This window comes from Bifidobacterium mongoliense DSM 21395 (genome assembly GCF_000741285.1).
In the GTDB taxonomy this organism is placed as follows: Bacteria; Actinomycetota; Actinomycetes; order Actinomycetales; family Bifidobacteriaceae; genus Bifidobacterium; species Bifidobacterium mongoliense.
The window spans coordinates 114,165-136,741 of the sequence record NZ_JGZE01000010.1 but is presented as its reverse complement, the minus strand read 5'-3'; the positions used below and the strand labels follow the sequence as shown (position 1 = coordinate 136,741).

Sequence of the window (22,577 nt, the reverse complement as noted above, 5' to 3'; positions counted from 1 at the left end):
AAAGTAGGAGCCATGGGATTGTTCGGATTCGGCAGGAAGCACCGTCAGCACGCCAAGGATGGCGAGGACGCCGTCGCCACTGAGTCCCATGACCAGCAGGCCGGCGCGGCCGACCCGGGCACCAAGGCCGACGTCATCGACGAGCCGTCGTTCCCCGAGACCCCCAGCGCCGACTACGAGCATCGCGGCGACCAGTACGGACCGTGGGATGTCGGCGACGATGAGGCCCCGGCGGACGACGAGTACCTCGATCTCGGCGCCTATATGCTGCCCTTCATGCAGAACATCGAACTGCGCGTCAAGGCGAACCGCGCCACGCAGCAGGTGATGGGATGCACCATCTCCTACGGCTCGTCGAGCCTGGAGATCGAGGCCTTCGCCGCTCCCAAGACCATGGGCCTGTGGGACGACGTGCGGGCCGACCTGCTCTCCTCGAATCCCGCCGCGAGCGAACATCCCGGCACCTTCGGCATGGAGGTGAGGCTGCCCGTCAGCGTCAAGGGGGCGAACGTGATCACCCGCATCGCCGCCGTCGACGGCCCCCGGTGGATGCTGCGCGCCATCTTCTCCGGTCCCGCCGCGCAAAGCCGGGGCGAGGAGGCCACGGCCCTCGATCATTTCTTCTCCGACATCATCGTGGTTCGTGGCGACGAGCCGTTGGCCCCCCGCGACCTGCTGCCCATGCACGCACCCGTGTCACCCGCGGAACGCCGTGCCGGGTCGACGGGCGTCGACGCGTCCGATGATGCGGACGCCCCTTCGATGCCTCAGCAGCCGAAGGGACCCTTCGACTCCGATCAGCAGACCGAGGTCAAGACCACGCTCGCCCGCGGTCCGATGTTCTCCGAAGTGCGCTGAGGCCGGCTTCTCGGCATGCAGGACACGAAGAAACCCCGATCGGGGTTCGCCTCGCTGGCCCATGTGGGCGAGGAAGGCGAGTTCTCCATCATCGACGCCATAGGCGGGGTGAGGGGTGTGGTCGAATCCATGCTCCCCGGTCTGGTGTTCGTCGTGGTGTTCGTGGTGGTCGGGGATGTGCGCGTGACCGTCGCGATCTCCGCCGCGTTGGCCGTGGTCCAGGTGGTGGCGCGCCTCATCCAGCGTCAATCCCTGGCCGGAGCGCTCGGCGGTCTGGTATCCGTCGCCATCTGTCTCGTATGGGCGTGGACCGGCAACGACGCGCGGGACTATTATCTGTTCGGATTCATCACCAACGCCGTCTACGTGGTGCTGCTCACGGTTTCGCTGCTCGCACGCGTGCCCGGGCTCGGTCTCGTCATCGAGTTCATCCGTTCCGTGCCCACCGAGCATCTGGGTGCTTGGCTGCGCGAGTGGCGTGACGATCGCCCGCTTCGGCGCGCCTACACGATCATCACGGCGCTGTGGACCGCCGTGTTCCTGCTGCGGCTGGCCGTGCAGGTGCCGTTGTACGTCACGAATCATGTCACCGCGCTCGGCACCGCGCGGCTCGTCATGGGCATCCCGTTCTGGGCATTGGCCATCTGGGTGTCGTATCTCATCGTCGCCACGCCCATGCACCGGCACGCCGCCGCCCGGGCGGCGCAGGGCTAGAGGTCCGAGCCGGTGGGCTATCCTGTCCCGTAGCGCTATCGGGAAAGAGGCATCATCATGCAGACCACTGTTCGCATCGAACGCTACGCCGACCAAGGGCGGTGCGTGGGCCATGTCGACGGGAGGGTCGTGTTCGTCCGTTTCGCGCTGCCCGGGGAACTGGTGAACGTCGCGTTGGACGAGCCTCATGAGCGCAAGGACCGGTTCTGGACCGGCGAGGTCGTCGAGGTGCTCGAGGCCAGTGATCGGCGTGTGGCGCCGGTATGGCCGCTGGCCGGCCCGTTGGCCGACGGCGGGGGCGTCGGCGGGGCCGACCTCATCCATGTGTCGTTGCCCGGGCAATTGGATTGGAAGTCGACGGTCATCACCGAGCAGATGCATCGGCTCGGCCATGTGGATCTGCCCAAGGTCGGTGTCGAGAGCATGGCCGGAGATGAGGCGCTCAGCGGGTTGCACTGGCGCACCCGCATCGAGATGATCGCCGATGACGAGGGCCGCCCCTCGATGCGGCGCCGCGAGAGTCATCAGCGTGTCCCCATCGACACCATGCCCTTGGCCTCGCAGGCGCTTCTGGCGGTCGCCGATCACTGCGGCGTATGGCGCGGCGGATTCGATCCCGGGGCATCCATCCGTCTGGCGGTGCCCGAACCCCGCGACCAAGGGGACGGCGATCTCCTCACGGATATCGGCGAGAACTACGCCCTCATGGTGGGCGACGAGGTCAAGGCCGGGTCGGCCAAGCTCCATGAATCGGCGGATATCGACGGCACGAGGTTCGCCTACGACGTGCACGCCGATGGTTTCTGGCAGGTGCATCGCCGGGCGCCCATGGTGCTGCCCGACCACGTGCTGCGTTGCGTGCGCGCACTCCTCGACGGCCGTCCACATGCGACGGTCTGGGATCTGTACTCCGGGGCGGGGCTCTTCACGCTGCCGCTGGCGAAGAAAGCCGCGGACACCGTCCATATGCTCAGCGTGGAAGGGTCCAAGCCGGCGGTGCGTCAGGCCCGGGAGAACCTCACGCGCGCCGGCATCGACACTGTGGAGGCCCACTCCGGCGACGTCGCCCGCGCCCTGCGGTTCGTACCCAGGCACCTGGCCCACCCCGATGTGGTGGTGCTCGATCCTCCCCGCGCCGGTGCGCGCGCCGCCGTCTGCCGTCGTATCGCCGAATCAGGTGCCCATGGCGTGGTCTACGTCGCCTGTGATCCGACCAGCCTGGCCCGCGACACCGCGACGTTCGCGGACGAGGGCTACCGGCTGACCGACATCCATGCATTCGATATCTACCCGATGACCCATCACGTCGAGACCGTGGCCGTGTTCGAGCGCGCCCAGCACCGCTGATGCGGCCCGTGTCCCGTTCGGTGCGTCGGCGTGGAGGCGTGCGTGCCGCGCTCGCCCTGCTGCTGTGCGTCGTGGTCGCGATGACGAGCGCCTGCGCCCCCGACGGCAAGGCGGTCGGTCGCACGGCCGAAACCGACACGGCCATCGATCACGATTCCGTCGACCGGTCGGATATCCTCATCGGCGTGGTCGGTTCCGATGACGCCTCTTCGGATCGTCGGCTCATGGGAGCGTTCGACGCGGCCGGTCTCAACGCCTTCTACGCTTCGGTGGTCGGCGCGGGGAACGTGGAACGCGCGGGGGCCGACAGCGTCGGTGATATGGTCGACCGTGCGGTCAAGGCCATCGTGGTCAATCGCATGGCGGTCGGGCGGACCGGACGAGGGCCGTGGGTCGACGCGTTGCAACGGGCCAGGCGTGCCGGCATCCCGGTGGTGCTCAGCGATCCCGTGACGCCGCCCCATGATCGGTTGCTGTATGCGGCGATATGGAAGGTCGATGACCACGCCTCTCATGCGACGCCGATCGAGCGGAGCGTGACGGAGGTCATCAACGACCTGCCGCATCAGGCGACGGTGACGGTGACGACGAGAACGGCACGGCCATGACGATGGCCATGATGAGGGCTTTGACGACGAACCGGTGACCATGACAACGCATCGACGGATATGATGAACCGACAATCATGACGAACCGATAATGGGAACGACGGGGATAACTGGAAAGATGACCATGCACGACGGGGAAACCATGAGCGACGGAGCGACCATGCACGACAAGGCGATCGAGGGCGATGCCCGTGCCGAGGCGGGGGCGGCGTCCACGGACGACGGTGCGCACCGGACCGGACCGGATGGGCATGTCCGACGGGACCGGACCGCAGTCGAATCCGAGCCGGAGCAGGCGGCGTTGCCTGCAGTGGCGGAGCCGGGGCTGAGCGACGCGGAGATCGAACGTCTTGTGGCGCAGGGCCGCACCAATGCAGTCGAGACCCCCACGTCGCGTTCCATCTGGCAGATCCTGCGCTCGCATGTATGCACGCTGTTCAACGCCATCATCCTGGTCGCCATGATCATGGTGCTCACCACCGGATCCTGGCGAGACGCGGTCTTCGGTCTGGTCATCATCATCAACACCGCCATCGGCGTTGTCACCGAGCTTCGGGCCAAGATCACGCTGGACCGACTCTCCATCCTCGTCTCCTCCAAGCCGATGGTGCGTCGCGGTGGCCGTGACCTCGCCATCGGGCATGACGATATCGTGCTCGGCGATCTGCTCTGGGTGCGGGCCGGCGATCAGGTGCCGGCCGACGGCAAGGTGCTGCACACGTGGGGTTTGGAACTCGACGAATCCATGCTGACCGGAGAATCCGCGACCGTGGTGAAACGCGAGGGCGACACCGTATTGTCCGGGGCGACCACGGTCTCCGGCATGGCGTTGGTCCGCGTTGAGGCCGTCGGCAAGCACGGGTATGCGGCGAAGCTGACCGCGGAGGCCAAGGTCTACAAGGCCAGCGTCTCCGATCTGAAATCCGGCATCAACACCATCCTCAAGACGATGACCGTCATCGTCGTGCCGCTGTGCTTCGCCCTCATCTGGTCGCAGATCCACACGGTCGGCGGCTGGCAGGTCGCCCTGTCCACTGGGGCATGGCGTCAGGCCGTCATCGCCGCGGTCGCAGGCGTGGTGGGCATGATCCCGGAGGGGCTCGTGCTGCTCACCTCGCTCAACTTCGCGATCGCCGCCATGCGCCTGGCGCGGCACAAGACCCTGGTCCAGGAACTCGAATCGGTGGAGACGCTGGCCAGGGTCGATTGCCTGAACCTCGACAAGACCGGGACCATCACCGACGGCCGCATCGCCATGAACGGCATCGAGTTCCTCGACGGCTCCGATCGCAAGGGTGGCGACGGGGCGGTGTTGAGCGCCCTGTACGATCTGGCGAACGAAGAGAATCCGAACGGCACCGGACGCGCGGTGCTCGCCTACCTGGGCGACCGCGACGTCATGCCCGGTGATGTAGCCGGTCGCATACCGTTCTCGTCGGCCAGGAAGTGGAGCGCGGTGGCCCGGGACACGGGGGAGACTTGGTATCTTGGCGCGCCCGAGGTCCTCATGTCGGCGATGGGACCGGCATCGACCACCGGTTCGGACGAGGCCGGGACCGAGGCGTCGCACGCGTCCTACGACGGGAAGGATGTCGCCGATCAGGTCGCTCGGCATGCCGACCAGGGCGAGCGCGTCCTGATGGTCGCACGGTGCCCGGCCGATCGGTCCCAGGGAGAGGCGCAGGACGAACGGACTCCCGATGCGCCCGGCGGGCAGCAGAGCGCGGCCGGACAGGATGCAACCATGGGGGAAGCGTCGATGAGCATGCCGTCCGCCGCGCGGCCCGTCGCGCTGGTGCTCTGCGCCGAGCACATTCGCGATGACGCCTCGCACACCCTCGCATGGTTCCGCGAGCAGGGCGTGCGCTGCAGGGTGATTTCCGGGGACAATCCCGTCACCGTGGGCGCCATCGCACGCAAGGTGGGTCTGACGGGGGAGCGCGAGCCGCGCACGATGGACGCGCGCGAGCTGCCGGAGGACATCGACCGCCTGGCCGAAGTGCTTGATCGGGTCGATGTCCTCGGACGCGTGCTGCCCAAACAAAAGCAGTCCATCGTGAAGGCGCTGCACCAAGGGGACCATGTCGTGGCCATGACCGGCGACGGCGTGAACGACACGCTGGCGATCAAAGAGGCCGATCTGGGCATCGCGATGGGCAATGCGGCACCGGCGGCCAAAGCGGTCGCGCAGATCATCCTCGTCGACTCGCAGTTCTCCCATCTGCCTGACGTCGTCGCCCGGGGCCGTCAGGTCATGGCGAATATGGAGCGTGTGGCCTCGTTGTTCCTGGTCAAGACCATCTATTCCATGCTCATCTCCATCGGCGTGGTGCTCACCGCGATGCCGTTCCCCTATCTGCCGCGGCATATCACGTATATCGGCGCGCTGACCATCGGCATGCCCGCGTTCCTGCTGGCGTTGGGTCCGAGTTCCCGGCGCTACATCCCCGGATTCCTGCGCCGTGTCGTCGCGTTCGCGATACCGGGAGGCGCGGCCATCGGACTGGCCACGCTGCTCAATTCCTGGATGCTCCCGCCGATCATGCACTGGAATCTCGATCATGCGGCGGATCTGACGCTGCTGCGCTCCACGAACGCGGTCCTCATCTTCGTGCTGGCAATGCTGGTGCTCGCGCGCGTCTCCCGGCCGCTGCGCAGCTGGCGTGGTCTGTTGGTGGTCGTTTTCGCCGTGGCCGGGGTCGTGGGCGTCTGTATCCCGCCGGTCGCACGGTTCTTCGCCGTCATCGTGCCCTCCGGATCCATGCTGGTGACCACCATGGTCGTCCTGGTGTTGGCCCTGGCGGTGTATGCGGTGTGCCGCGTTGCCGCGTTGCCGTGGTCCGGTCGTGTTTCACATGACAGGCGACATCGTCGGGATTGAAATATCGGCACGGTACACTGACAGCAGGCATCATTCCGTCCAGGATCATCAGATCCGGCGTCGGCGACGAGCCCATGCCAAGAAGCGGTTCGGCGTGGACGGGCGACGGCGGGCGGTAAGGGTGACGCACTCGGCGACATGCCGGCATGTCGGACCCTTGACGGTCCACCACACACGAGAATCGGAGGATTCATGTCCCTACGAGAAACCCAGCGGTCCGTTCTGCATGCGTGCCGGGAAACCTTCGATTACTATCGCATCGCCGATTTGCCGGGCATCGGGCATCTGCCGTACTGCCTGAAGGTGCTTGTCGAGAACCTCATCCGCAACATCGACGGCGCGAACATCACCGATGATCATGTGCGCGCGCTGCTCGATTGGGATCCCCAGGCCGAACCGAGCGACGAGATCCAGTTCACCCCCTCGCGCGTGGTGATGCAGGACTTCACCGGCGTGCCGTGCATCGTCGATCTGGCCACGATGCGCGATGCGGTCGCGGATCTGGGGGGCGACCCCGAGGTCATCAATCCGCAGGTCCCCGCCGACATGGTCATCGATCATTCGGTGCAGATTGACGCCTACGGCGTCGCGGATGCGATGCAGCGCAACATGGACATCGAATACCAGCGCAACGGCGAACGCTACCAGTTCCTGCGCTGGGGGCAGCAGGCGTTCCACAACTTCCGTGTCGTCCCGCCCGGGACCGGCATCATTCACCAGGTGAACATCGAGTATCTGGCGCAGGTGGTCATGCACAAGGCGCAGGCCGGTGCGGACGGAGTCGGTGGCGGCAGCGACGGCGCTGTTGGCGCTGAGGGGAGCGATCGGACCGATGGCCGCGAGCTCGCCTACCTGGACTCATGCGTGGGCACGGATTCGCACACCACCATGGTCAACGGCCTCGGCGTGCTCGGCTGGGGTGTGGGCGGCATCGAGGCCGAGGCGGCGATGCTGGGCCAGCCCATCTCGATGCTGGTCCCGCGGGTCGTCGGATTCAAGCTCACCGGTGCGATTCCCGAGGGCGTGACGGCCACCGACGTCGTCCTCACGGTCACCGACATGCTGCGCCAGCACGGCGTGGTCGGCAAGTTCGTCGAATTCTACGGCGACGGCGTGGTGGAACTGCCCTTGGCCAACCGCGCCACCATCGGCAACATGAGCCCGGAATTCGGCTCGACCTGCGGCATTTTCCCCATCGACGACGTCACGCTCGATTACCTGCGGCTCACGGGGCGCAGCGACCGGCAGATCGCGTTGGTCGAGGCCTATGCCAAGGCGAACCGGTTGTGGGGCGACACGGGGGATCCCGATTACGTCGAACCGCAGTACTCGGAGTACATGACCCTTGACCTGGGCACCGTCGTGCCGTCCATCGCCGGGCCGAAACGCCCGCAGGACCGCATCGAGCTCTCCCAGGCCAAACCCAGGTTCGAACGCACCGTACCCGACTACGAGACCAATCGCACCGCGCATGAGCCGATCGCGGTCAAGACCGATTTCCGCGGCGATTTTTCGGTGCGCAACGGCGACGTCGCCATAGCGTCCATCACCAGCTGCACGAACACCTCGAATCCGTCCGTCATGATCGCCGCGGGGCTGCTCGCACGCAACGCCCACGCCAAAGGGTTGACGCCGAAACCGTGGGTGAAGACGTCGCTCGCCCCGGGCTCGCAGGTCGTCGCCGACTATCTCGACAAGGCCGGTCTGCAAACCGACCTCGACGCGCTGGGCTACCAACTCGTAGGCTTCGGCTGCGCCACCTGCATCGGCAACTCCGGTCCGTTGCTGCCGGAGATCTCACAGGCCATCAACGACAACGACCTGACGGTGACCGCGGTGCTGTCCGGCAACCGTAACTTCGAAGGGCGCATCAGCCCCGACGTCAAGATGAACTACCTCGCCTCGCCGCCTCTGGTGATCGCCTATGCGCTGGCGGGCACCATGAACTTCGATTTCGACCGCCAGCCCCTGGGCGTCGATCGCGCGGGTGACGAGGTCTTCCTGCGCGACATCTGGCCGTCGAACGCCGAGATCCACCAGATCGTCGACGAAACGGTGTCCCGCGACATGTACGTGCAGGACTACCAATCGGTGTTCGACGGCGACGAGCGGTGGAACGGATTGCAGGTCCCGCACGGCGAGCGGTTCGCCTGGGATCCCGACTCCACTTACGTGCGCAAGCAGACCTTCTTCGACGACATGACGGCCACCCCCCAGCCGGTGACCGACATCCACGGCGCCAGGGTGCTGGCCTTGCTGGGCGACTCCGTGACCACCGACCACATTTCCCCGGCCGGCGCGTTCCCCGCCTCGAGTCCGGCCGGGCGGTATCTCATGGACCGCGGCATCACGCGCAAGGATTTCAATTCCTACGGCTCCAGGCGCGGCAATCACGAGATCATGGTCCGGGGAACCTTCGGCAATATTCGCCTACGTAACCAGTTGCTCGCATCCGTCGGCCAGGAGGTCACGCCGGGCGGTTTCACCTACGACTTCGTGGAGGGCAAACCCTCGACGATCTACGAGGCATCACAGCGGTACCGGCGTCAGGGCACGCCGCTCGTGGTGCTGGCCGGCAAGGAATACGGCACCGGATCCTCCCGCGACTGGGCGGCCAAAGGCACGGCCATGCTCGGCGTCAGGGCGGTGATCACCCGCAGCTTCGAGCGTATCCACCGTTCGAATCTCATCGGCATGGGTGTGCTGCCGCTGCAGTTCCCCGAGGGCGAGTCGGCCGAATCCCTGGGGCTCGACGGCACCGAAACCTTCGACATCCTGGGCATCGAGGCACTCAACCAAGGTGCCGCCCCCAAGACCGTCACGGTTCGTGCCACCAGGACGGACGGCAGCGTCGTGGCATTCGACGCGACCGTGCGCATCGATACGCCTGGCGAAGCGGACTACTACCGTAACGGCGGCATCCTGCAGTATGTGTTGCGCGGGTTGATGGGTGATCGCTGAGCGGTGGTTGGTTGATGGGTGATCGCTGATTGCTTTGCTGACCGCTGGCCCACGGTGGTTGCTTGGTCGTGGCCAGGGGTGGATGTCTGCTAGTGGCCGGTGGTTGGTGTGGTTGGTGGCGGCGATGGTGAACGGCGGCCGGTGAACGGCGGTGGTGATCGCCGGGTTCACTGCCGTAGCCGCTTTCAGATCCGCGTCCTGAAACGCTTTCTGAACCAGTTCAGGTCAACTAGCAGATTCGCCGTCCAGTCCGCAGGGCGTCGACGGGTTCGCTTTCGATTCCGTTCGGCGTCTTTCGGCGTGTTCGTTGGCGTATGTGATGCCGGATGTCATGGTTCGTCGGGTTACGGTCACGGTGAGTCCGTATTTGGGCGATCATCTCGGGATGTGAGACCGAATCCTGAGGTGCCTCAGGCAGAACGGCCATTACAATTATGCACTGGCGGAATTCCGCCACTCAATAATTACATTGGCCGTTCTGCCTATGCGAATCTGCGATCTGTGTCGGTGTATCTGCGACTTGTGGCTGTCAACTTGCGACTCATGTCGGTCAACCTGCGACTTGTGGCTGTCAATCGTCGACTTGTGTGGCTGAACCTACGACTTGTGTCGTCGAACCAGCGATCTTTGTCGGCCAATCTGCGACTCATGTCAGGCAACCGGCGACCCGTGTCCGTCAATCGTTCACTTGTGTGGCTGAACCTAGGACCCGGGTACACCAGTTCGCGACCTGTGTTCTCGAACCTGCGATCTGTCCGCCAATCGCTGATCTATGGGGCCGCATCTACGACTTGTGTCGACGAATCGTTCACTTGTGTCGCTCAACTGCCTTCCCTGACCCGTGTCGATCGGCGCACGGCTTGTGCAGCAACCGGGCCTTCGACCACAGTGGCGCAATGGCCACGGATCGCCGCCCGGCTATCGGTATCGTGTGAGCATGTTCGAGATACGCCAGCAACCGTCGGAGCAGCACATCATGCGCTGCAAGGCGTGGAGCGTGCAATCAGAATACGTCCAGCGATGCCGAGAGGCGAAACGCATGGTGCGTTTCGAACCGGTATTCGCTTTGGACATGGCGCTGGGGTTGATGGGGATTTCGATCGAGATCGACCCCAGGATGCATATCGTCATGTCGGATCGGGACCAGTATCGGACTCTTCCCGCACCGATCGTCTGCCACACATGGAATCAGCTGCATCGAGACGACGCTGTTATCAAGGTGTTTGACATGGTGTGCACGTCTCCCGCGGCGACGTTCGCGCACATGGCACGGCGGTATGACCTTGAATCCCTGACCATGCTGGCGGACGTCATGGCGTGCCGTGATCCGGTGCTGCAGCGTTCGACCCGCTTGCAGCTGGGACGATTCGTGCGCGAGGGGCGACGTCTGACCAATCGGCGCCTGTGCATGAGGGCGCTGAGACTATCACTGCCTGGCACCGATTCCCCATACGAGAGCAAGCTCAGACTGGCGATACTCCGCCGGGGCCTACCGATGCCCGTGATCAACTATTCCTTGATGGTGGACGGTCGTGTGCGGGTGTTGGACATGGCATATCCAGAGTTTCGTATCGGGATGGAATATCACGGCATGCACCACACAGCCCAGTACGTCGACGACTGCGAACGCCTGAATGCCTTGACTGCGGGGGAGTGGAAGGTGTTCCCGGTATGGGGCGCGATGCTCAGCAGTGAGAGCGCCATGGATCGATATGTGCGTAACGTCAGATCCGCATTGCTTGCGGCGGGAGGTTCCTCGGTGGTGGAGGAGCCTAGGGATTTATGGCGTTTGGCGGATGGGAGGCATCATAGGAAGAAGCGATGACGAAATACGAGGTGTGAAATCGGTGTGGGAAGCGTGCACCGTGACGTACGAGGAAGCGCCGCGTGACTGGGGCTCACTGTGCCACGCGAGGACGGACTGTGTCGGGGCGGGACATACCACGCAACTTAAGGGCGCACTGAGGAAGTGGGGGAATGAGGGGAGGGACTGAGGAACTCAGGGAGACTGGAGGGGGAGGGTTGGGTGACTGAGGGGGTGAGTGACTGAGGGAGTGAGAGGACTGAGGGACCGAAAGACCGAAAGAATGGAGGAATGAGAAACTGATCGAATGTCGAAGGGTGCGCCCGGCGTCTGCGGGCGCACCCGGATATGGCCTAGTTGCGGCCGCCGAACAGGCGCAGCAGATAGAGGAACATGTTGACGAAATCGAGATACAGGCTCAGTGCGCAGACGATGGACAGGCGCTTGATCATGTCGAGATTCGTCGCGTACTGGGCGAACAGTGCGCGGGTGCGCTGGGCGTCGTATGCCGTCAGACCGGCGAAGATCAGCAAGCCAACCGCGGAGATCGCCATCATGATGGTGTTCGAAGGGGAGATGAACATGAGGATGACCTGACCCACAATGAGCACGATGAGGGCGACCATGAGGATCGGACCGGTCTTGAGCATGTCGATTTTGGTAGTCAGAGCCAACATGGTGAGGACGACGAAGAAACCGATGCTCAATCCCAGAGCCATGCCGATCGAACCAAGATCGTAGACCAGGAAGATCGAGCTCAATGTGAAGCCCATGAGCGCCGCATACACATAGAACATCGCGTAGGCGGTTCCGGTGCGCATCTTCATGACACGTGCTCCGAGTGTCACAGCCATGACGACTTGGACGATGGCCAGGCCGATCCATCCGAGCCCGCCCGTGGCGACAAGGAAACTGACCAACGCACCCGTCATCTGGGAGACGATGGCGACGACGGCGGTGATAAGCAGTCCAATGGTCATCTGGCCGTAGGCGCTCGCGATTGAGGTCCGCTTGGTGCGCTCGTAGGAATAGGCGAGTTGCGCGTCGATGGGGGCGCGGCCCGATGCGGACTGCGCCGCGTAGCCGTATTGGCCGCTGGGCGCCTGTGATCCCGTGGACGTCTGATAACCCTGATGGTTCTGGTAGCCCTGGCCGTACAGCGGTTGCGTTGGCTGTCCCTGCGACTGGCCGTAGGGTTGCTGATTCATGTGATCGCGGTCGTCCTGCGGTTGCCTTCCGAACGTCATGATTGCTCCTTTACGTATCGTGATTCCAATCTCAGGATAATCGACGCTCCTGTGTGTTAGCTCTGAACGTAGGAGGTTCTGCGAGGACGGGCAATGTCATCCAAAGGCGCGATGGGGTGTGAGCGCTGAATGTGGAGTTCCTGGCCTATGCCACGGGCACAACCGCCGATGGCAGCGGTTACGATGGGGATTAAGCGAGAGGGACGACCTCTGTTGCGATTCGATCACGCACGAGCGATGCGCGGATGCGGGACGCGTGGCAACATACAGCGATACAAGTCACCGAACCGCAACACAAGTCAACGAACGGCAAGTCAAGTCAACGAACGGCAACACACCGAAGGAGTGGCGATGCAGAAGATGCAGGAATTACGACAGGCGAGCGACGCGGCCATCACGTTGAACAACGGCGTGACGATCCCTCAGTTGGGACTCGGGGTGTTCCAAACCCCACAGGGCGAGGAGACGATCGGCGCGGTGCGTAGTGCGCTGCAAGCCGGGTACCGTCACATCGACACGGCGATGATCTACCGCAACGAGGAGTCGGTCGGTGAAGGCATCCGGCAATCGGGCGTCGATCGACGCGACATCTTCCTGACCACGAAGCTGTGGAACGACGATATCCGCGCCGGCAAGGCCAGGGAGGCCTGCTATCGGAGCATGGACAGGCTCGGGGTCGATTACCTCGATCTCTATCTCATCCACTGGCCGGCCGACGGATGGGAACGGGCCTGGGAGCAGATGGTCGAGCTGTACCGGGAGCGGCGGGTGCGCGCCATCGGCGTGAGCAATTTCCAGCAGCATCATCTCGAATCGTTGCTGGCGATGAGCGGCACGAAACCGCAGGTGGATCAGATCGAATCCTCGCCGCAGTTCGTCAACCAGGAACTCGTCGACGCCGTGCACACCAAGCGCATCGACGTGGAGGCCTACAGCCCGTTGGGCGGTACGGGCGGCTCGCTGCTGTCCGACCCTCTGTTGGCCCGCATCGGCGAGCAGTACGGCAAGTCGCCCGCCCAGGTCGTGATTCGCTGGCACTTGCAGCGCGGTGTGATCGTGTTGCCCAAATCGACGCATGCCGAACGTATCCGCCAGAATTTCGATGTGTTCGATTTCGCTCTGGACGACGCCCAGATGCGGGCCATCGCCGCGTTGGACACCGGACGCAGGAACGGCGCCGACCCCGATCATTTCGACTTCTGATCGTTTCGGCCGTTCAGCGTCATCGTCGCAACAACATCGCCGCAACGCCACTGCCGCGAATCGGCGACGGAGCGGGCGTCGATTCGCCGGTGACGAGTCGGGTTTGAGGGATTGATCCGGCGGACTGAGGTATCCGGTCGCCAGGCCGCCGGTTTCGTTAGTCCGCGGAGTTTCGTTGGCTTTCGGATTCCGTCAGCATTCGGACCGCATCAATCTTTGATGCCGTTGGCCTTGGATTCCGGCGTCTGCTCGCTTTGCGGCGCACCATTGATGTCGCGGTGGATGTTCTGCATCTGCGCCTCGACGTTCTGCAGGCTGCGTGCGCAGTCCAGCAGCGTCTGGGAATGCTCGGCGAACCGGGCGTCGGGAAGGTCGGCCTTGTATCGCAGGGCATGCTCGAGGCTCGCCCAATAGTCCATGGCAACGGTGCGGAACTGGACCTCGACGGGTGTGTAGTATGCCCCGGATGAGAGGAAGACCGGCACCGAATAGATGACGTGCAGGCTGCGATAACCGTTCTGCTTGGGGTTCTTGATGTAGTCCTTCACCCGCAGCACCTGGATGTCGGATTGCCCGGACAGATAATTCGACACCGAATACACGTCGTCACGATAGTTGCAGATGACGCGGATGCCCGCAACGTCGAACAGATGGTCCTTGATCGATTCGACTGAAACAGGCAGATTCTTGCGTTCCAGCTTGCCGATGATCGAGTTGACGGATTTGAGCCGGCGCTCGAGATGGTGGATGGGATTGTGTTCGAATCTGACCTGGAATTCGCCGTCCAGGATGTCCAGCTTCGTGCTGATCTCATACATCGCGCCCTCGTAGACCTGCATGAGATCGACGAACTTGTCGATCTCCGCGGTGGGAAAGCCCGTTTCCCCTGCTTGCAGCCCCCTGAGTCGTGCGGCTATTTCTGTGGTGTTGATTCGGTCATGTCGGTCGAGTATCACGGCACCATCATAACGCCGGTGCTGAGAAGGCCCTGGGTGCACATATGCCGGGTGGTTCACTCACCCCGCTAGTATCGCCGGTATGGAAGAGCAGCGAGGTCTCGATACGCACACCCAGGAACGGCGCGCCAAGGTGGTGTCGATCATCGGTCCGACCGCCTCGGGCAAGACCGGGTTGGGCATAGGACTCGCCCGGGCGTTGGCCGCACGTGGGCAACGGGCCGAGATCGTCAACGCCGATGCCTATCAGATGTACCGTCAGATGGACGTCGGTACGGCCAAGCCCACCGCGCAGGAGCGTGCGGCCGTGCCCCACCATCTTCTCGACGTCATCGATCCCGAGGACGCCATGAGCGTGGCGCGTTTCCAAGGACTCGCCAGAACGTGCATCGCGGATCTGCAGCGCCGCGGCATCCGGCCCATCCTGGTCGGGGGATCGGGCCTGTACGCCCGCGCCGCCATCGACGATATCTCGTTTCCCGCCACCGACGCCGCCATCCGGGAGGGCTTGGAGCGACGCGCCGAGAGCGAAGGTCCCGGATTGTTGTTCGACGAGTTGATGGATCGCGACCCCGAAGCGGCGCGCCGCATGGACCCGCACAATGTCCGGCGGACGATACGGGCCCTCGAGGTCATCGCCATCACCGGACGCCCGTATTCGGCGTCGTTGCCGCGGTACCACTATGTCATGCCCGCCGTGCAGATCGGCCTCGACCTGCCGCGCGACCTGCTTGACGAGCGCATCGAACGCCGCACGGCCCAGATGCGTGCGCTGGGATTCACGCGGGAGGTCGAACGATTGCGTGAACGTCTGGGTACGACCGCGTCCCGTGCGCTGGGGTATCCGCAGATCGCGCGGTTCCTCGACGGCGAGATCGACGAGGACGCGGCCTATGCCGAGATCGCGCGCCTGACGAAACGTCTGGCCCGCAAGCAGATGGGTTGGTTCGGCAGAGATCCGAGGATCCATTGGCTCCAGGCATTGAGGCCCACCTTGGTCGACGAGGCGCTTGGAATCGTCATGAGCGCCGATGCGGGGGAGTACGATGCCCGCGATGCCGAAGCCGACGGTTTCACCTCCCACCACCTGGGCGATGTTGCTGACGGCGCTGCCAACCGGGCCGATGATGGCACGAACCGGATTGATGGTGGCATGAACCAAGCCTGCGGCGTCAACGAATAGACCGGCTGCGGACCGCAGGTCAGTGCGCCGGGCCCTGGTCCCAGCCCGCGATGAGGAAGACTCGCGTCGGATTGGCCGGACGTTGGATGTCGGCGAACAGGGATTCGAATCCGGTGATGTCCCCGCGGCAGGCCTGTCGCCTGGCCTTCCGATAGCGCTCGCGGGTGACCTCGCCCCAGTCGAGGTCCCATCCGGCGTCATGGGCGAGGCGGGATGCGAAGATACGCAGCACCATCGCGTTGCCGCCGTTGAACGGGTGCAGATAGCCCAGTTCGTCGTAGATCTTCGCCAGGGCGTGCGTGAACACGGCGCGATCCAGGCTGCGCAGGTTACGCTGTTCGGCGAGTTCGGTCGAGATGTTCATCGCTCCGGTCGTGATGAGGTTCGCGGGGAAGAAGGCCTGGGGATCGTCGTCGAGCGGTCCCGAGGCGATTACGGCGTCCTTGGCGTCGACAGCGCCGTTCAGGCCGCCGTTCAGGCCGCCGTTCACACGGCGAGTCACCGCGCCGGAGTCGGTTTCGTGGTCCTTCACGTTTTTGGTGCGCAGCTTCCCGGCATCCTCGTGAACACCGTCGAAGAGCGCCAGGTGGATGGCCTGCAGCTCCTTGAGATCCCCGCTGCCACGCCATCCGTGTTCATTGAGTGCGACGGTCCGTGCGAAGATGGCGCTCGGCGCGTGCCGTCCCGCGGCCATGAGGAGCCGGGCCGGATCTCCGCCCTCATGCTCATACAACCGGGCGGCCTGCAACGTGGCCTCGTCGGGAGACAGATTGCCCAGTGCGCAGTTCTTCAGTGCAAATGCGACTGCGCTCGCACGTTCCGCAGGTGTCATACCGTGCCATGATAGCCGATGGGAATGGGAGCCGGTAGAATCGGTCCCGTTATGGCACGAACGGCACCCTCACGCAACTCACGATCAACATCCCCGCGCTCCGGCGCATCGGGGTCGGCGAAACGCACCGATTCGGACGGGCAACGCCCCGAACCGGTATGGCATAAGATCCTCCTCGCCCTGCCAAGGGGTCTGGGTAAGGTCGTGCGGACCATAGGCGGTGTGGGTGAGTACGACCCGGACAACCGCACGGACGGGTGGTGCTTCATCCTTCTGGTGCTGGCCATCCTGTTCTGCGCGTCCGAATGGTTCCGCGTCGATGGCGCGCTCGGTCGGGCGCTGCATGCCCTGGCATCGGGGGCATTCGGCGTGATGAGCGTGGTTCTGCCGGTGTTGCTGACCTACCTGGCGATCCGTCTCATGCGCAACAGCGGCGATGAGGCCGAGAATCCCAAGGTCGTGACCGGTTGGGGCCTGTTGCTGTTTTCCATCTGTTCGATGGTCGACGTTATCGTCGCCTCCGACATCCGTGGCATGGACATGACCATGCTGCAGCAGGCCGGCGGGTTATTCGGCTTCGTGCTTGGTTCGCCGTTGGCCTGGGGGCTTTCGAAGGGGTTTGCCATGGTGATCTTCGCGGTCACCGTCCTGTTTTCTCTCCTGCTCATTACCCGCATCCATGTCAATGAGGTGCCCGACCGGGTCCGGTCGCTGCTCGGCATCACGCGTCGTGCGGACGATGCCGGGGCCACGGCGGGCGCCGAGCAGTTCCCCAACGAGGTTCGCGTCGGCGACGGCACCCTGTCCTTCGCGCAGGGCGTGCCTTCCCATGACGAGGCGGGTGGCGATGCCGTCGACGATGACTTGCAGCGCCCCGGCCTGTGGCGGCGCCTTATGGCGAAGCTGTCCTCAGGCAAGCGGGGCGGCGAGGACACCGGCCTTGACCGGTATGAGAACGACACGGCCTTCGCCAAGGCCGCACGCCAGCACGGCGAAGCCGCGGAGACCCAGCTGTTGGCCGCACGGGTGCGCGACGACACGTTGCCGCAGCGGTTCTCCGGAGCCTTGCCCGTGGGGGAGTCGGCCACGACGGTATTGCCCACGCGCACGGCGTCGCCGGCAACCGATCCCTGGGCTACGGTCGGTTCCCCCGTCGGTGGATTCGCCGGTGCCTCTGGATCCACCGACGGAGACGGATATGGAACGGGTTCGCGCCCCACGACCGATGATGCGAGTGGCGACCGGACCATGGTCAATACACAGACCGGTGAGATAGGACCGGACGCTGCGGTGTCGTCGCCATCCGGCGGGAATGCTTCCACCGATACGCATCCGGCCGACGGAGCGACGGGAGATGAGGAGGGTGCCCCGGGAGTCCTGCCGCCGTACCGGCTGCCCGATACGAACCTGTTGGTCAAAGGCCAGCCGCATGCGGTGCGCACCCCGGCCAACGACAACGTCATCCGCGCCCTCACTTCCACGTTCCAGCAGTTCGATATCGACGCGAAGGTCGTCGGGTTCCTGCGCGGCCCGTCGGTCACCCAGTATGAGGTCGAGCTCGGCCCGGGCGTCAAGGTCGAGAAGGTCACCAATCTGCAGCGCAACATCGCCTATGCCGTGGCGAGCTCAGACGTGCGCATCCTGTCCCCGATTCCCGGCAAGTCGGCGATCGGCATCGAGATTCCGAACGTTGACCGCGAGATCGTCCATCTCGGTGACGTGCTGCGTTCCGACGAGGCGATGAACGACCCCAACCCCATGCTGGCCGGCGTCGGCAAGGACGTGGAGGGACATTTCGTCACCGCGGATCTCACCAAGATGCCCCATTTGCTGGTGGCCGGCGCGACCGGCTCCGGTAAGTCCAGCTTCATCAATTCGATGCTCACCTCCATCATCATGCGGGCCACCCCCGAGCAGGTGCGGCTCATCCTCGTCGACCCCAAGCGCGTGGAGCTGTCGGCCTACGCCGGCATACCCCATCTGCTCACTCCCATTATCACCGATCCCAAGAAGGCCTCGCAGGCCTTGGAGTGGGTGGTCAAGGAGATGGATGCCAGATACGACGACCTGCAGTTCTTCGGTTTCCGGCACGTCAAGGATTTCAACGAGGCCGTTCGCGCGGGCAAGGTCCACGCTCCCCAAGGATCCAACCGCAAGGTCGCCCCGTACCCGTACCTGCTGGTCGTGGTCGACGAGATGGCGGATCTCATGATGATCGCGAAGAACGACGTGGAGAGCTCCATCCAGCGCATCACTCAGCTGGCACGAGCGGCCGGCGTGCACCTCGTCCTCGCCACCCAGCGGCCTTCGGTGGACGTCGTGACCGGTCTCATCAAGGCGAATATCCCGTCCCGCCTGGCCTTCGCGACCTCGTCCGCCACGGATTCGCGCGTCATCCTCGACACGGTCGGCGCCGAGACCCTGATCGGCCAGGGCGACGCGCTGTTCCTGCCCATGGGGTCGGCCAAGCCTCTGCGCGTGCAGGGTTCATGGGTCGGTGAGTCGGAGATCCGCAAGGCGGTCGACGCCGTGCGGACCCAGCGCAAGCCTCATTACCGTGAGGATATCGAGCGCATGGCCAAGGAGGCCGAACAGCACGCCGCCGAACCCGATGAGGACATCGGAGACGATCTCGACGTGCTGCTGCAGGCCGCCGAACTCGTGGTGACCACGCAGTTCGGGTCGACCTCGATGCTGCAGCGCAAACTCAGGGTCGGATTCGCGAAGGCGGGCCGTCTCATGGACTTGCTCGAATCGCATGGTGTGGTCGGACCGTCGGAAGGATCCAAGGCGCGCGAGGTTCTCGTACAGCCGCAGGATCTGCAGCAGGTGTTGGCGTTCCTGCGCGGTGAGACGAGTTCGCTGCAGCAGGGCCCCGGTGAGCAACCGGGGGGCGATGCGCCGCAGGAGTGAACGTGCGATGGTCGGGGGCCGTCCGTGTGTTCCGTCGCGGATCGGCCCGGATCTTCACGGATCGTCGCGGCCATGATGGTGCGTCCTCGGTCCGGCCCGCAGGGTCTGCGAACGGTTTCGCGCCGCGCTGTGCGGGGAAACTCTCGTAGTGCGATGGCGCTATGGTAATCGGTATGGACAATCAAGGTACACGTAAGGCATCGTTATTGGATGGGTGGAACAGTCCGCCCAATCTCGTGACGTATTCACGCATCATCCTGGTACTCGTCTTTCTCGGATTCGACATCGCCGCCGGACCGTGGGGAGCGGACAATCTTCCGTTCCGATGGACCGCCGCCGTGCTGTTCATCATCGCCGCGGCGACCGATAAGCTTGATGGCTGGATGGCCAGGACATACGATCAGGTCACCGAGATGGGCAAACTCATGGATCCCATCGCCGACAAGCTGCTCATCCTCGCGACCTTGGTCGTCGCCTCCGTCTTCAACGAGGTGTTCTGGTGGGTCACCGCGTTGTTCTTCATCCGCGAAATCGGCATCACGGTGATGCGTTTCTTCGTGATCGATCACGGCGGCAAGGTGATCGCCGCTTCCAAGGCGGGCAAATACAAGACCCTCGCCCAATGCGTGGGTCTGGCGATGCTCCTGGTGCCGCTCGGATCCCTGGCAGGCCCCGGCGAACAGCCCGGATGGGCGGTCTTCTATGGGTATGCGACCCAGGCCGTGATCTTCGTAGCCTTGGCCCTGTGCCTGTATTCGGGCGGGGTGTATGTCGCCGGGGTTCTGGCGAATCGTCGCGGGCAAGCGGTTTCGGGCCGGTAACGTCCATGCGGTTGATGCTCATGGGTGCGGGGCTTTCGGGACATACCGAGGCCGGCATGTGCCGGGCAACACAATGAGCGCGCCGGAGGCCACGACGATCGGCGTGATGGAGGATCGGTGCGACGAAGCCGCCGCCGTGATCCTGAGACGTTGTCGTGCCGCGCGGGTCTGGATTGCCGCCGCCGAATCGTTGACCGGGGGATTGCTCGCCGACGCCTTCGTGCGCATCCCCGGTGCCTCCACGGTGTTTCTCGGGTCTGCGGTGACGTACGATATCGCCGCCAAAGCCTCCATTCTGCGTGTGAATGAGGCGCTGTTGCGCCGCGAAGGCGCGGTGCATCCCATGGTCGCGGCCCAGATGGCATCGTCGACCGCACGGCTGTACGACCAGGCGGCCTACCGTCATCGGGTGATCGGCCTGTCCACGACCGGTGTCGCCGGCCCCGGGCCCGATGGGGACAAACCGGCCGGCCTGGTCTATGTGGGCATCAGCGTCCCCGTGACGCTCATGCCGGAACCGGGGCAGCGCGCCGACGCCGAACTCGACTCGCGCGGCAGGAGTATGGTGGGTTCGTCAGCATGCGATACGCAATGGTCCTGGACGCGCTCCGGCGCCGCTGACGGTCGGGATGCGCAGCCTCGTGATTCGTTCGCCGATCGGGTCATCTGGGTGGGCCAATTGCATGGCGCGGGCTCTCGGGAGGACATTCGCCGCTTCACCGTCCTGCGTACTCTGCAAAAGTTGAGCCTACTCACAGCAAATTTGCAGGAATAATCTCACGTCATCGTCGGTTGTCCGTAGTGAAGGTCCCGGAAGGGACGACAGCGGAAAGGGATGACGCCATGGACTCGATGACCCAGACTACGGAACATGTCGATGTGAACGCACGGTTCGCGCAGGGTGCGCGGACGGTACAGGCGGGCGGAGCGCGTATGCGCAGCCTCACCCCCGTACAGAGGCGTGCGGTGATGTTCGCCCAGCAGCAGGTGATCCGCGCTCGTGAGGCCAAGCGGGCCAAGGATGAGCGCCAGGCGGTATTGAATCGTATGTGGCAGCAGGAGGACGAGGAGCGGACGCGGACGCGTCCTTCCGTGCGTCAGCGCGACGCGGTGGCAGACGGCCATGATCTGTCGTTGCGTGAGGCCATTGGTCATGTGCTCCGCGATCTGCGAACCACCGATCACAAGACGTTGCGCGAGGTGAGCGAGAAGGCCGGCGTGTCGCTTGGGTATCTGTCCGAGGTCGAGCGTGGCCAAAAGGAAGCGAGCTCCGAGTTGCTGGGCTCCATTGCACAGTCGCTGGGATTGAGCACCGCGCAGATGTTGCGCATGGTCGCCGATTACCTCGATTCCGTCGAGGAGTCGACGCTCTGATTTCGGATGCTCTGATTCTGGTCGAGACCGGCACGGTGCCGTGCCGGCATGGTCTTGGCCGATGGCGTTGACCCGGTCTCCGGTTCGTGGTGCTCTTCTGCATGGGTGCTTACTCGATGTTGTGTCCTTTGGTTGTGTCACTTGGTTGGTGCGAAGGGTTGCGCATCTTGTGGCGGATCGTCATGCCGTAAACAATGTCAGGAAGGATGCCGATGGACAGGAGCGCCTCGACTCCTATGCGACCGGTTGCCGAACAGTTGGATGCCCTTGAACGCGCTGGGGTTCTTGCCCGGGCCCACGGTGATCGGACCGACGTGCGCGCGGCGTTCAGGGCGTTGCGTGCCGAGAAGACCGGGGGTCTGGTTGCGTTGCATCCGCATTGGTTCGCCGCATCGGCACTCGCACCGTTGTTGTCGCTGAATGCACAGCCCGGCTTCGTCGTCGAAGACATGATCGATGTCGACGAATTCACTCCGGTCGGGATCGAAATCCCGAACACCCCACTGTATCTGGTTCGCCAGGTGAGTCGAGGCGACGATCTGCGCAACGTAAGTCCCGAAGAGGCGATCATTCGGATTGAAGCTTCGCACCGGCGCCCCCTCACACTTCAGGAAGGCCTGAGTTGGGCGCTGGGCGATCCCGCAATCATCGAGCCGAATTACTGTTTCATGACGATTGGTTCCCGGAAGGTCAAGCGGGTCAGGCCCTCGGGTGAGACGATCTACGATGCGCGCACGCCGGCGCTGTGGGTCAGTTCCGGCACGGGGCGCGACGGCATCGAACGACGGGGTGCCCCCAAACTCGGATGGTGTTGGTGGGGCAATCGCCACACATGGCTCGACATCGCTTCGGCGGCCCGGTGATCATGCCATGGC

General features: G+C 64.2%; 16 protein-coding genes and 1 pseudogene. 14 read left to right on the top strand and 3 right to left on the bottom strand.

Annotation, left to right across the window (positions count from 1 at the left end; genetic code table 11):
• Window positions 1-12 precede the first annotated feature (12 nt).
• The 7 genes from BMON_RS04525 (at window position 13) to BMON_RS04495 (ending at window position 11,194) form a co-directional block, all read left to right on the top strand.
• Window positions 13-858, top strand: coding sequence for a DUF3710 domain-containing protein (locus tag BMON_RS04525; protein ID WP_033511174.1), 846 nt, complete (start codon window positions 13-15; stop codon window positions 856-858).
• Window positions 859-873: 15 nt separating this feature from the next.
• Complete coding sequence (locus BMON_RS04520) at window positions 874-1,572, top strand: DUF3159 domain-containing protein (RefSeq protein WP_033511173.1); 699 nt, start codon at window positions 874-876, stop codon at window positions 1,570-1,572.
• A 57-nt stretch (window positions 1,573-1,629) separates the two neighbouring features.
• On the top strand, window positions 1,630-2,919 hold the full coding sequence (locus BMON_RS04515; protein WP_033511172.1) for a class I SAM-dependent RNA methyltransferase: 1,290 nt from the start codon (window positions 1,630-1,632) through the stop codon (window positions 2,917-2,919).
• Between the two features lie 38 nt (window positions 2,920-2,957).
• Window positions 2,958-3,527 carry a type 1 periplasmic-binding domain-containing protein gene (locus tag BMON_RS04510; protein ID WP_152595692.1) on the top strand — a complete coding sequence of 190 codons (570 nt, stop codon included), beginning with the start codon at window positions 2,958-2,960 and terminating at the stop codon, window positions 3,525-3,527.
• 142 nt (window positions 3,528-3,669) lie between these two features.
• Window positions 3,670-6,408, top strand: coding sequence for an HAD-IC family P-type ATPase (locus tag BMON_RS04505; RefSeq protein WP_237745327.1), 2,739 nt, complete (start codon window positions 3,670-3,672; stop codon window positions 6,406-6,408).
• A 192-nt stretch (window positions 6,409-6,600) separates the two neighbouring features.
• Complete coding sequence (gene acnA, locus BMON_RS04500; RefSeq protein ID WP_033511170.1) at window positions 6,601-9,369, top strand: aconitate hydratase AcnA; 2,769 nt, start codon at window positions 6,601-6,603, stop codon at window positions 9,367-9,369.
• A 937-nt stretch (window positions 9,370-10,306) separates the two neighbouring features.
• Window positions 10,307-11,194 (top strand): hypothetical protein, encoded by an 888-nt coding sequence (locus BMON_RS04495; RefSeq protein WP_033511169.1) that lies wholly within the window; start codon window positions 10,307-10,309, stop codon window positions 11,192-11,194.
• Between the two features lie 332 nt (window positions 11,195-11,526).
• On the opposite strand, the gene BMON_RS04490 is transcribed toward BMON_RS04495, so the two are convergent.
• A complete protein-coding gene (locus tag BMON_RS04490) occupies window positions 11,527-12,420 on the bottom strand; it encodes a Bax inhibitor-1/YccA family protein (protein WP_033511168.1) in 894 nt (297 codons plus the stop codon).
• Window positions 12,421-12,780: 360 nt separating this feature from the next.
• Here BMON_RS04490 and BMON_RS04485 point away from each other — a divergent pair, with 360 nt between their 5' ends.
• Complete coding sequence (locus BMON_RS04485; protein ID WP_033511366.1) at window positions 12,781-13,623, top strand: aldo/keto reductase; 843 nt, start codon at window positions 12,781-12,783, stop codon at window positions 13,621-13,623.
• 209 nt (window positions 13,624-13,832) lie between these two features.
• Here BMON_RS04485 and BMON_RS04480 read toward each other — a convergent pair whose 3' ends face one another.
• The gene (locus tag BMON_RS04480) at window positions 13,833-14,579 is read right to left on the bottom strand and encodes a GTP pyrophosphokinase (protein WP_033511167.1); all 747 of its coding nucleotides are present in this window, start codon (window positions 14,577-14,579) and stop codon (window positions 13,833-13,835) included.
• A gap of 82 nt (window positions 14,580-14,661) precedes the next feature.
• Here BMON_RS04480 and miaA point away from each other — a divergent pair, with 82 nt between their 5' ends.
• Window positions 14,662-15,762: a tRNA (adenosine(37)-N6)-dimethylallyltransferase MiaA gene (gene miaA / locus BMON_RS04475; RefSeq protein ID WP_081882885.1), complete on the top strand. Its 1,101-nt coding sequence runs from the start codon at window positions 14,662-14,664 to the stop codon at window positions 15,760-15,762.
• A gap of 19 nt (window positions 15,763-15,781) precedes the next feature.
• Here miaA and BMON_RS04470 read toward each other — a convergent pair whose 3' ends face one another.
• The gene (locus BMON_RS04470) at window positions 15,782-16,594 is read right to left on the bottom strand and encodes a Fic/DOC family protein (protein WP_033511166.1); all 813 of its coding nucleotides are present in this window, start codon (window positions 16,592-16,594) and stop codon (window positions 15,782-15,784) included.
• 51 nt (window positions 16,595-16,645) lie between these two features.
• Here BMON_RS04470 and BMON_RS04465 point away from each other — a divergent pair, with 51 nt between their 5' ends.
• The 5 genes and pseudogenes from BMON_RS04465 to BMON_RS04445 all read left to right on the top strand — a co-directional run bounded on the left by BMON_RS04465 (window position 16,646) and on the right by BMON_RS04445 (window position 22,565).
• The gene (locus tag BMON_RS04465; protein ID WP_033511165.1) at window positions 16,646-19,507 is read left to right on the top strand and encodes an FtsK/SpoIIIE family DNA translocase; all 2,862 of its coding nucleotides are present in this window, start codon (window positions 16,646-16,648) and stop codon (window positions 19,505-19,507) included.
• Window positions 19,508-19,680: 173 nt separating this feature from the next.
• The gene (gene pgsA / locus BMON_RS04460) at window positions 19,681-20,328 is read left to right on the top strand and encodes a CDP-diacylglycerol--glycerol-3-phosphate 3-phosphatidyltransferase (RefSeq protein WP_033511163.1); all 648 of its coding nucleotides are present in this window, start codon (window positions 19,681-19,683) and stop codon (window positions 20,326-20,328) included.
• A gap of 106 nt (window positions 20,329-20,434) precedes the next feature.
• Window positions 20,435-20,836, top strand: a pseudogene (locus BMON_RS10390) (CinA family protein); the annotation flags it as partial.
• A gap of 335 nt (window positions 20,837-21,171) precedes the next feature.
• The gene (locus tag BMON_RS04450) at window positions 21,172-21,702 is read left to right on the top strand and encodes a helix-turn-helix domain-containing protein (protein WP_033511161.1); all 531 of its coding nucleotides are present in this window, start codon (window positions 21,172-21,174) and stop codon (window positions 21,700-21,702) included.
• A 206-nt stretch (window positions 21,703-21,908) separates the two neighbouring features.
• Entirely contained in the window at window positions 21,909-22,565 is a 657-nt protein-coding gene (locus BMON_RS04445; protein ID WP_152595691.1) for a DUF5701 family protein, read from the top strand.
• Window positions 22,566-22,577 lie beyond the last annotated feature (12 nt).

Excerpts from the sequence above, each read along its gene's own strand:
- BMON_RS04525 (WP_033511174.1), top strand. The coding sequence starts at position 13 with ATGGGATTGTTCGGATTCGGCAGGAAGCACCGTCAGCACGCCAAGGAT.
- BMON_RS04520 (WP_033511173.1), top strand. The coding sequence starts at position 874 with ATGCAGGACACGAAGAAACCCCGATCGGGGTTCGCCTCGCTGGCCCAT.
- BMON_RS04515 (WP_033511172.1), top strand. The coding sequence starts at position 1,630 with ATGCAGACCACTGTTCGCATCGAACGCTACGCCGACCAAGGGCGGTGC.
- BMON_RS04505 (WP_237745327.1), top strand. The coding sequence starts at position 3,670 with ATGAGCGACGGAGCGACCATGCACGACAAGGCGATCGAGGGCGATGCC.
- acnA (WP_033511170.1), top strand. The coding sequence starts at position 6,601 with ATGTCCCTACGAGAAACCCAGCGGTCCGTTCTGCATGCGTGCCGGGAA.
- BMON_RS04495 (WP_033511169.1), top strand. The coding sequence starts at position 10,307 with ATGTTCGAGATACGCCAGCAACCGTCGGAGCAGCACATCATGCGCTGC.
- BMON_RS04490 (WP_033511168.1), bottom strand. The coding sequence starts at position 12,420 with ATGACGTTCGGAAGGCAACCGCAGGACGACCGCGATCACATGAATCAG.
- BMON_RS04485 (WP_033511366.1), top strand. The coding sequence starts at position 12,781 with ATGCAGGAATTACGACAGGCGAGCGACGCGGCCATCACGTTGAACAAC.
- miaA (WP_081882885.1), top strand. The coding sequence starts at position 14,662 with ATGGAAGAGCAGCGAGGTCTCGATACGCACACCCAGGAACGGCGCGCC.
- BMON_RS04470 (WP_033511166.1), bottom strand. The coding sequence starts at position 16,594 with ATGACACCTGCGGAACGTGCGAGCGCAGTCGCATTTGCACTGAAGAAC.
- BMON_RS04465 (WP_033511165.1), top strand. The coding sequence starts at position 16,646 with ATGGCACGAACGGCACCCTCACGCAACTCACGATCAACATCCCCGCGC.
- pgsA (WP_033511163.1), top strand. The coding sequence starts at position 19,681 with ATGGACAATCAAGGTACACGTAAGGCATCGTTATTGGATGGGTGGAAC.
- BMON_RS04450 (WP_033511161.1), top strand. The coding sequence starts at position 21,172 with ATGGACTCGATGACCCAGACTACGGAACATGTCGATGTGAACGCACGG.
- BMON_RS04445 (WP_152595691.1), top strand. The coding sequence starts at position 21,909 with ATGCCGATGGACAGGAGCGCCTCGACTCCTATGCGACCGGTTGCCGAA.